12 protein-coding genes are annotated in these 7,851 nt (G+C 68.6%); 8 read left to right on the top strand and 4 right to left on the bottom strand.

Translation table 11 applies throughout. From position 1 onward, the window contains the following. From ABZ646_RS34780 to ABZ646_RS34745, 8 genes are all read left to right on the top strand, one after another. A partial coding sequence (locus tag ABZ646_RS34780) for an L-serine ammonia-lyase, iron-sulfur-dependent, subunit alpha (protein ID WP_360528024.1) occupies positions 1 to 189 on the top strand: 189 nt, incomplete at its 5' end. A gap of 460 nt (positions 190 to 649) precedes the next feature. Beyond that, positions 650 to 1,204: a Uma2 family endonuclease gene (locus tag ABZ646_RS34775; protein ID WP_360528021.1), complete on the top strand. Its 555-nt coding sequence runs from the start codon at positions 650 to 652 to the stop codon at positions 1,202 to 1,204. A gap of 292 nt (positions 1,205 to 1,496) precedes the next feature. Next, positions 1,497 to 1,796, top strand: coding sequence for a hypothetical protein (locus ABZ646_RS34770; protein WP_360528018.1), 300 nt, complete (start codon positions 1,497 to 1,499; stop codon positions 1,794 to 1,796). A gap of 353 nt (positions 1,797 to 2,149) precedes the next feature. Beyond that, complete coding sequence (locus ABZ646_RS34765; RefSeq protein WP_360528015.1) at positions 2,150 to 2,503, top strand: hypothetical protein; 354 nt, start codon at positions 2,150 to 2,152, stop codon at positions 2,501 to 2,503. After that, positions 2,500 to 2,712 carry a hypothetical protein gene (locus ABZ646_RS34760; RefSeq protein WP_360528012.1) on the top strand — a complete coding sequence of 71 codons (213 nt, stop codon included), beginning with the start codon at positions 2,500 to 2,502 and terminating at the stop codon, positions 2,710 to 2,712. Before ABZ646_RS34765 ends, ABZ646_RS34760 begins: the two co-directional genes overlap by 4 nt. Next, entirely contained in the window at positions 2,709 to 3,017 is a 309-nt protein-coding gene (locus ABZ646_RS34755) for a hypothetical protein (RefSeq protein ID WP_360528009.1), read from the top strand. The genes ABZ646_RS34760 and ABZ646_RS34755 overlap by 4 nt, the downstream gene beginning before the upstream one ends. Beyond that, complete coding sequence (locus tag ABZ646_RS34750) at positions 3,014 to 3,604, top strand: hypothetical protein (RefSeq protein WP_360528006.1); 591 nt, start codon at positions 3,014 to 3,016, stop codon at positions 3,602 to 3,604. Before ABZ646_RS34755 ends, ABZ646_RS34750 begins: the two co-directional genes overlap by 4 nt. Continuing rightward, on the top strand, positions 3,601 to 3,864 hold the full coding sequence (locus tag ABZ646_RS34745) for a hypothetical protein (protein WP_360528003.1): 264 nt from the start codon (positions 3,601 to 3,603) through the stop codon (positions 3,862 to 3,864). The genes ABZ646_RS34750 and ABZ646_RS34745 overlap by 4 nt, the downstream gene beginning before the upstream one ends. Positions 3,865 to 4,573: 709 nt before the next feature. Here ABZ646_RS34745 and ABZ646_RS34740 read toward each other — a convergent pair. From ABZ646_RS34740 to ABZ646_RS34725, 4 genes are all read right to left on the bottom strand, one after another. Beyond that, positions 4,574 to 5,380: an enoyl-CoA hydratase/isomerase family protein gene (locus tag ABZ646_RS34740; RefSeq protein WP_360528000.1), complete on the bottom strand. Its 807-nt coding sequence runs from the start codon at positions 5,378 to 5,380 to the stop codon at positions 4,574 to 4,576. Continuing rightward, positions 5,377 to 6,570 carry a beta-ketoacyl synthase N-terminal-like domain-containing protein gene (locus ABZ646_RS34735; RefSeq protein ID WP_360527997.1) on the bottom strand — a complete coding sequence of 398 codons (1,194 nt, stop codon included), beginning with the start codon at positions 6,568 to 6,570 and terminating at the stop codon, positions 5,377 to 5,379. The genes ABZ646_RS34740 and ABZ646_RS34735 overlap by 4 nt, the downstream gene beginning before the upstream one ends. A gap of 17 nt (positions 6,571 to 6,587) precedes the next feature. Beyond that, positions 6,588 to 7,454 carry a beta-ketoacyl synthase N-terminal-like domain-containing protein gene (locus ABZ646_RS34730; RefSeq protein WP_360527994.1) on the bottom strand — a complete coding sequence of 289 codons (867 nt, stop codon included), beginning with the start codon at positions 7,452 to 7,454 and terminating at the stop codon, positions 6,588 to 6,590. A 47-nt stretch (positions 7,455 to 7,501) separates the two neighbouring features. Then, on the bottom strand, positions 7,502 to 7,851 hold a 350-nt coding region (locus ABZ646_RS34725), incomplete at its 5' end, for a phosphopantetheine-binding protein (protein WP_360527991.1).

The following is a 7,851-nucleotide window of genomic DNA, read 5'->3' as shown; positions in this document are numbered from 1 at the left end:
GACACGGCGGAGGCGATCGCCGCCGAGCACTTCGCGTTCTGCCCCTACACCGTGCTGCCCAGCGACGGCTCCCACAAGGTGTCCCTGGACAAGGTCATCAAGACCATGAAGGACACGGGCGCCGACATGAGCGTCAAGTACAAGGAGACGGCCCGCGGCGGGCTGGCGGTCAACATCATCGAGTGTTAGGGATACAGGCCCTGACCAGCGCGTTCGTGTCTTTCGGCGCTGTCGGGGCCTTCCCTGCTTACGCGGGGGAAAGTCCCCGGGAAGTCCCTGGGACGGGCGTGAAAGTCTCTGAAAAGTCCCCGGGAAGTCCCTATGAAAGGGGCTCTTGACCTGCGGGTTCGCGGCACGCGATCAAGGCTGGATACGCCGCTCGCGCACCATGGCAGGGTGTATTTGTCGTTGCGTGAGCGACCGTGAGGTGGTCGCGCCCCGAAGACGAAGTGCTGCTGCGGGCGGTGTGCTGCCGTTCGTGTTCGAGTCGGCCGTGGTTTTCCCCGTGCGCGTGGAAGTCGCCGTTGTCGATCACGGCGGGCGGGAGAGGTCCGTACCCCGCGTTGCCGGGTCCGCCCACCTGCTGTTCCGTCCAGTTGTGCGGCGCTCACCGCCGTATCATGACGGCACACGGGAAGGAGCACCGTTCATGAGTGTCGACGCGATCGTGCACACCGAGTTCCCCAAGGGTTACACGGTCCTGTTCGGGGCCGACGGAAAGGTGATCATGACCCCGCAGAGCGAGGAGCACTCGAGCACCATCAGGTCGATGCAGATCGACTCGGCCGCCGCCCTCGGCCGTCATGCGAAGGTCACCTCCGACGTCTACATCGACTTCCCCGCCGACGAGAACTCCGCCCCCGACCTGGCCATCCTGCGCGAGGACGCGCGCAAGGAAGGCAAGCGCTACAGCTTCGAGGACGTCCTGCTGATCTCGGAGGTCGTCTCCACGTCCTCCGCCCGCAAGGACTACGACGACTGCACCGCGAAGTACGGCCGGTACGGCATCCCCGTCTACCTCGTCGTGGATCCCTACGCCCGGGAAGTCGTCCTGCACACCGAGCCCACCTCCAGCGGCTACAGCACCGCCCACACCCGCGCATACGGCACAGGCAAGCTCCCCATTCCCCTGGCCGACGGCCGCACCTTCACCCTCGACCTCGACGAACTCCCCCTGCCGGACCCGGCGCCCGACAGTCACTGAGTCTGAGAAAACGCGCCCCGAAGCAGGAAGAGGCCCGGCAGCCGGTCGGCGAGGGCACGATCATCGAAACCGCGACTGAAGAGCTCCACGCATTGGGGTGCCCGGGGGTTTGGTGATCAGTCCCGGGGTTTCCCTGTCCTTCCGGCCCCATTCTGGCCCCGGGAAGGCCCGGCGGCGGGCTGGGCCCCATCGGGCGGGACTCCAGTTCTGGACCCGGCGACAAAAGGGCGTCCAGGGCACCGCCCTTGCGACGCGAAGACGCTCTTCTCACATCCCCCGCACCGTTCATCCGGTGCGGGGCAAGCTCGGCACCATCACCGACATGGTCCGCTCCGGCGTCGCCCCCGCCGCCCTCATTGCCGACCAAGCCGAGACCGCGATCGTCGAGGCCCCGAACCCGGCCGGCCTGGACGAGGTCGACGAGATCCCCCCGGTCGAGCAGATCGAGGCCACCGCCTGCGAGTACGAGCGCGCCGCCGACCAGGCCCGCGGCACTGACCGTGGCGAGCGCGCCGCGAAGAAGGTCCCCGACAGGCTGCCCGCCGGCACCTACGGCACATGGCGCGTCTGCCGCACCCCGTCCTCGCGGTAGGCCCCGGACCTCGCCGAGATCACCCGCATCTTCAAGGCCCACGGCCTCGCCCCGTCTCGATGAAGGCCTGCACCCCGAGCCTCAAGGTCGAGTTCGCCGAGGCCGCACCGGTCGACGTCGATACTGCGGTCCTCGTCAGCACCTGGCAGTCACCCAAGATCGCCAAAAGGCGGATTTTACGCCCTTCGCAGCAGGGAGGTAATCGGTCTCGGGGGCAGCGCCCCCGAACGGAGAAGGACGTCTGTTCCACCCTCGCCAGGGCGACTACCACCGAAAGCAGAACGCCCTCGGCCGGTGGTTACGGCAACGGTCCCGAGGTCTGTACCCAACTCCCGCGTTGAAGGAGCAAGAGCATGGCGAAAACAGCAACAAGCGTTACTCCCGTCGGCGTCACCAAGCACCTAGCTTCTCTGCCTCTGCAGCCCGAAGCCCTCAATTCCGACGCAGAAATGCAGGCCCGTGTCGAGCAGGACTCCGCCCGCATCATGGCTGCCATCAACGACCCCACCACCGCGTTCGAGGCGCTCACCGCTGCGCATGGCATCCAGGTCGTGGAGTGGGAAGGTCCATTCGACGGCCTGTACGGGCACTACCTGCAGCACAAGGACGCCACCCGTCTCCTCGTTGTCCCCGCCGGACAGGCTCCCTCCACCCGCCTGTGGGCCGCACGCGCCCTCCTCGCCCACCACGGCGTGATGCCAGTATGACCTTCTCCGACTTCGACAAGGCCACCGCCGCAACCCCCACCGCGTTTCTCGACCGGCTCGCCGCCGTCCTCCCCGGGGCGGTCGACGAGGCGATGCGGAGGGCCCTCCTAGACGTGTACACCCCGGAGAAAGCCAAGGAACTCGCGGACGACATCTTCCTCCGCCTCCGCCAGCTGTACACCGACAAGGCCACGGAGGTGACGCTGTGACCGTCTCCGCCACGAAGCCGTCCGCCGACCACCTGATGGACACCCCCCTACCCGTGCTCATCAACGAGTTGGGCGTGACGCTCACCGACTCCCCGATCACCGACCGGGCGTTCTTCGGCGCCGTCATCGTCCAGCGCAAGACGGGTGAGCTGCGGCTCACCATGCCGACCGGGCGCAACGAACTGGAGCACGACACCGTCGCCCGGTACCTGCTCGCCCAGGCGCTCGGGGTACCGGTGCCTGGTCTGCCAGCGCCGTTCGTCACGACCCGTATCCCCGCCAAGCAGACCGAGGTGACGCTGTGACCGCCACGATCCCCCTCGACCTCACCCTCACGATCCGACGCGGAACCACCTCCCTTGGCAAGGCCGCCGACATCCGCGACCTCAGCCCCGCCGACGGCACCGCCACCCTCGTCTACGACAGGCACCTCGCCAACCCCGGCACCGCCGTCTGGCTCGCCCGCATCTCGCTGCGCCGGCACGGGTACGCCGTCCGCGAGGTGATCCTCGACGGCATGGGCCCGGGCATCACCGCCCTGTTCCGGGAAGCGTCCCGGCTCCGCCTGGACGTCCACCTGGGCAGCGGCAAAGGCACTCCCAGGGTCGTCACCTACAACGACAGCCCGGCCGCGTACCAGGTCCCGGCTGGCTGGGACCTGGCGGACGCCACCGACCGGCTGCCCGCCGCGCATGCGGCGGCCCGCCCCCACGTTGTCCGCGCACTGCGCGCTATCGATGTAGAGAAGGAGAACAACGGCGGGCGTATCGACAAGGCCCTCGACGTGGCAGCCGGGATGATCCTGGAGACCGGGGACCCCGACCAGGTGTGGGACACGCTCACCCGCGTCCTCTGCGAGACCGGGTACGAGCGGGCGGAGGTGCCGACATGACGACCGCCGTCAACGCCGAGGCCGCCCGCATCATCGGGCAACTCCAGGAAGGGCACGCCGCGATGAACGCGGCCGGGCTCGGCAGCTCCGCACTGCAGGACTTCAACAACCTGCTCACCGAAATGATCACCGAGGCTCCCGACCCGAAGTTCCGTCTCCACGAGATCGTCGAGCTCCTCGCCCGGGAACGCGGTTCCGTCCTGGCGCCGGCCGCCCAGCCGACGCCGCGACCTGCATCGGTGGACATCACCACTGGCTGACACCATTGCGGCGGCTCCTGTCGATCGTGTCCCAGGTGAAGTGCGTTGATCGCGGGATTGTCCGGATGACACAACCCTGCGGCCCCAAGCACGCCCGTGACGGCACGGCAGATCAGGATCCATTTGCACAATCACTGCACGCATGGCCACCACGCCGAAGCCGACAGACCCGAGCCGACCGGCAGCACGGAACAAAAAGCCAGTTCACAGCCCTGTGGACCGAAACGCCCACTGCCAGTCGATCCCAGACCTGGTCATTGCGATACGTAGACCACAGATGCCCGAATAGCCCGGATTCCAAGGTCACCCGAGACAAGAACCCCCAGGTCAGATGGCCGACCTGGAGTTCACCACAGAGCCACTTTCGGGATTCGAACCCGAGAGCTACGCATTACGAGTGCGCGGGTCCAACACAGCGGTCGGATGTCTTCATGGTGGACGCCAAGGACCCAACCCTCGCAAGTACGTCACGTATCATCGGACGCTTCGCAGGCGGCCCTCGGTAAGGAGTCCCCAAAAAGTCCCCGAGATGACTCAGCGCTAGTCCGCGAAGAGTAAATCCGCAGGTTAACCCCATGATCAACAGCCGTCCACATGTCCGTCAAGCACAAGGAGACGGCCCGCGGCGGGCTGGCGGTCAACATCATCGAGTGCTAGGGGAACAGTGTCGCGCAGTGGAGGCCCTTGAGACATCCCTGAAGGGGACCGGTCAGCGCCCTTCGTAGTGCGTCGCGTGTTCCGGGCCGTCCGTCAGGAAGGCGGTGACGGCGCGACGGTGGTCGGTGGTCGCGGCCACCGCTGCGGCGAGGGCGGGAAGGGCGGCATCGGCCGCGCGGACGCCACCGTCGAGATAGCGGCGGACGACGGCCTTGGTGGCTTCGTGGGCCCGGGCGGGCCCGGTGGCGAGACGCATCGCGTAGGCATGCGCGTCGGCGTCGAAGCAGTCCGGGGGAAAGAGGGCGTTGACCACGCCCCAGTCGGCCAGCACGGACCCTCGGTACAGGTCGCCGGTCATGACGAGTTCACGGGCTCGGGCCGGGCCGACGCGTTCGGTCAGACGCTGGGTGCCACCCATCGCGGGCGTGAACGCGATCTTCCGTTCCACCAGGCCGAACCGGGCCTGCGGCGTGGAGACCACGAGGTCGCAGGCCAGGGCCAGTTCGAAGGCGGCGGTGAGGGTCAGCGAGTGCGCGGCGAACACGGTGGGGCAGGGCAGCGCCTCCAGGGCCTGTGCAATGCCCAACTGCGTTCGCCAGAAGGCTTCGGCGTCCGCCGGATCGAGGCCGGCGAAGACGCGTACGTCGACACCGGCGCTCACGACGCGGCCCGCCGCGCGCACAAGCAGGGCGCGCGGAGGGTGGGCGGTCAGCCAGGCCACTGCGTCCGCCCACGCGGCCCACATCGCCTCGTCGAACAGGTTCATCGGTGGGCTGTGCATCGTGAGGACGGCGAGCGGGCCGTCGAATGTCAGCCGCAGGACCGCGCTCTCGCCCGTGAAGGACGAGGGGAGCGTCATGACACGCTCCGGAAGATGCTGATCGCGTTGTTGCCGCCGAAGCCGAAGGCGTTGTTCTGGACGTGCCGCAGGTTCGGCACGGCCAGCGGGGCACCGGTGACCAGGTTGAGGTCCAGCTCCACGTCGTCGGCGTCGACCGCGGTCGGCGGTACCAGGCGGTGGCGCAGCGCCAGGCAGGCCGCCACGGTCCCGGCAGCTCCGGCCGCTCCCATCAGATGCCCGATGGTGCTCTTGATCGCGGTGACCGCCGCCCGCGGGTACTGCTCCGCGAAGATCCCGCCCTCGATGGTGTCGTTGGCACGGCTGCCGGTGCCGTGCGCGAAGATCACGTCGATGTCGTCGGCCTTCAGGCCGGCCTCCTCCAGCGACCTGCGGTGACAGGCGGCGACGCCTTCGCGGTCGGGTGCGGTGGGGTGGCTCGCGTCATTGCTGACAGCGGTGGCCAGCACCTCGGCGTAGGGGGTGGCGTCCGGGCGCAGGGCGCGCTCGGTCTGCAGGACGAACATGCCCGCGCCCTCCGACGGCGTGACATAGCGCCGGCTCCTGGTGAAGGGCTTGCAGGGCGTGGAGCCGATGGCCTGCAGCGTGTTGAACCCGATGATGTTCTTCTCCGAGTAGGGGTCGCAGCCCCCGACGACCGCCGTGTCGGCGACGCCCGCACGCAGCATCTCCAGTGCGCAGGACAGCGCCACGTTCGCGGAGGCGCAGGTGCTCTGGAGCAGATAGGCCGGGCCCGCGGCGCCGACGGTGCGCGCCACGCCCTGGGCGATGGAGTAGCTGGAGAAGCCGCCGGTCTCGGCGATGCCCCGACGCCCGGCGACCACGTCCTCCAGCGCCTCGGCCTGGCCGTCGCTGCTGCCGACACAGACGACGGCGTTGCGCAGCGCCGGGCCGCCGGGGACGAGTCCGGCGTCCCGCAGCGCCTCAAGCGCAGCGAACTCCGCGAACAGGGAGGCGGCGCGCGGGCGTTCGCGGGTGACCGCGTCCACCTCGGCCAGAGCGGTCTCGCGGGCCTCCTGCGGTACCCGGCCGCCGAGGATGCCGGGTTTCATGCCGGCGTAGAGCGGGGGCAGTTCCACGAAGCGGTTGCGGCCCGCGCACACATCGTGCCAGAAGGGTGCCGCGCCCGCGCCGGCCGGTGAGATGATGCCGAGACCGGTGATGAAGACCCTTGCCACTGCCTGGTTCACCCCTGCTGCTCCCTGGCTCACTGGGACCCCCTGTCCGTGCTGTTCGCGTGTCTCCGGGTCACCGTCACGGTGGCGTGGCGGCCGTCCGGGGCATGGCATTCGAGGACGGCCCGCTCGGCGGGTTGCAGGGTGTGGACGAGGTCCAGGAAGGCGCGGGTGGCGAAGGCGCTGTTGCGCTCCGCGAAGGCGACCGGCGCCGCGTCGCCGGCATCGGTGCTTTGCGCAACGGCTTTGCAGACGGTGCGCGTCAGGCCCGGCTGCGGGGTGCCGGTGGCGCCGAAGTCGAACTCGGCGGTGAGGTCGGTGCCGGTGCGCAGGAACGCGTGGGCGACGCCGTCCCGGCAGGGCACGTCGGGCGTGTCGAGCCGGGCGTCCGCGACGGCCTCCGGCGCGTAGACGTCGCCGACGAGGAGCCGACTGACGTCGGAGCGTCCGCGTTCCAGGGCGGACAGTGCCTGCCACAGGGCGACGACCGGGGTGAGGACACCCGCGTTGATCGTCATGTTGCGGCCGGTCGCGCCGATGCGCAGGTTGACGAACGCCGACGCCGAACTGGACGTGGCGTTGGGGAAGTACTGGGCGGACAGCAGCTTCCCCTTCTCCGCGGCGTGGAGCTGGAGCCGGGTCAGCGCGGCGGTGTTGCCGTACTCCGTGCCGATCACCACGGTGTCGTCGGAGCGCGTCCCGCCGTCCGCGAGCGCCTCGGAGGCGTCCTCGGCGCCGAGGACGAGGTACAGGCAGGTCCGGGTGAACGCGTCTCGGAACTGGTCGCCGGCGGTGCCGATCACCTCATGCCAGTCGGGCGGCAGGCCCTCACGGTCGTCCGTGCCGTTCGTCGAGCCAGGTGCGCACAGCGTGACCGGGCCCAGGCAGAACTCAAACAACACAACTCTCCATGGCGATGCTTCGGGTGGGCGGGACGCGCGGACGGTCAGCCGCCGACCTGCTCGCTCACGTGCCGCTGGAGGTCCCCCACCGTGACGAGGTCGCGGGAGAATTCGTCGCCGAGTTCGATGTCCAGGACCGCCTCCACCTGGACGACGACATCGATCAGCTTGAGGGAATCGATGTTCAGGTCGGTCTTGAGGTCCTGATCGGCCGTGATTTCGAAGGATTCCGGGAGTTCCGCGATCTGCTTCAGCACTTCGGAAATACGGCCGTCGATGACGCTGTCCAACATCTTTCCCCCATTTTTAAAGAGACGCTTGACGGCTACGGACCCTAACCAGGCGTCGAGCGGCTTGTCAATGAACGCCGAGTAAAGACTGCGTTCTCCGTGCC

Origin of the sequence: Streptomyces sp. NPDC007162, from assembly GCF_040634175.1 — a bacterium.
Classification (GTDB): Bacteria; Actinomycetota; Actinomycetes; order Streptomycetales; family Streptomycetaceae; genus Streptomyces.
Note: the sequence above shows the minus strand (reverse complement) of the source record. Positions and strands in the feature narration are given on the sequence as shown.

Excerpts from the sequence above, each read along its gene's own strand:
- ABZ646_RS34740 (WP_360528000.1), bottom strand. The coding sequence starts at position 5,380 with ATGACGCTCCCCTCGTCCTTCACGGGCGAGAGCGCGGTCCTGCGGCTG.
- ABZ646_RS34765 (WP_360528015.1), top strand. The coding sequence starts at position 2,150 with ATGGCGAAAACAGCAACAAGCGTTACTCCCGTCGGCGTCACCAAGCAC.
- ABZ646_RS34775 (WP_360528021.1), top strand. The coding sequence starts at position 650 with ATGAGTGTCGACGCGATCGTGCACACCGAGTTCCCCAAGGGTTACACG.
- ABZ646_RS34760 (WP_360528012.1), top strand. The coding sequence starts at position 2,500 with ATGACCTTCTCCGACTTCGACAAGGCCACCGCCGCAACCCCCACCGCG.
- ABZ646_RS34745 (WP_360528003.1), top strand. The coding sequence starts at position 3,601 with ATGACGACCGCCGTCAACGCCGAGGCCGCCCGCATCATCGGGCAACTC.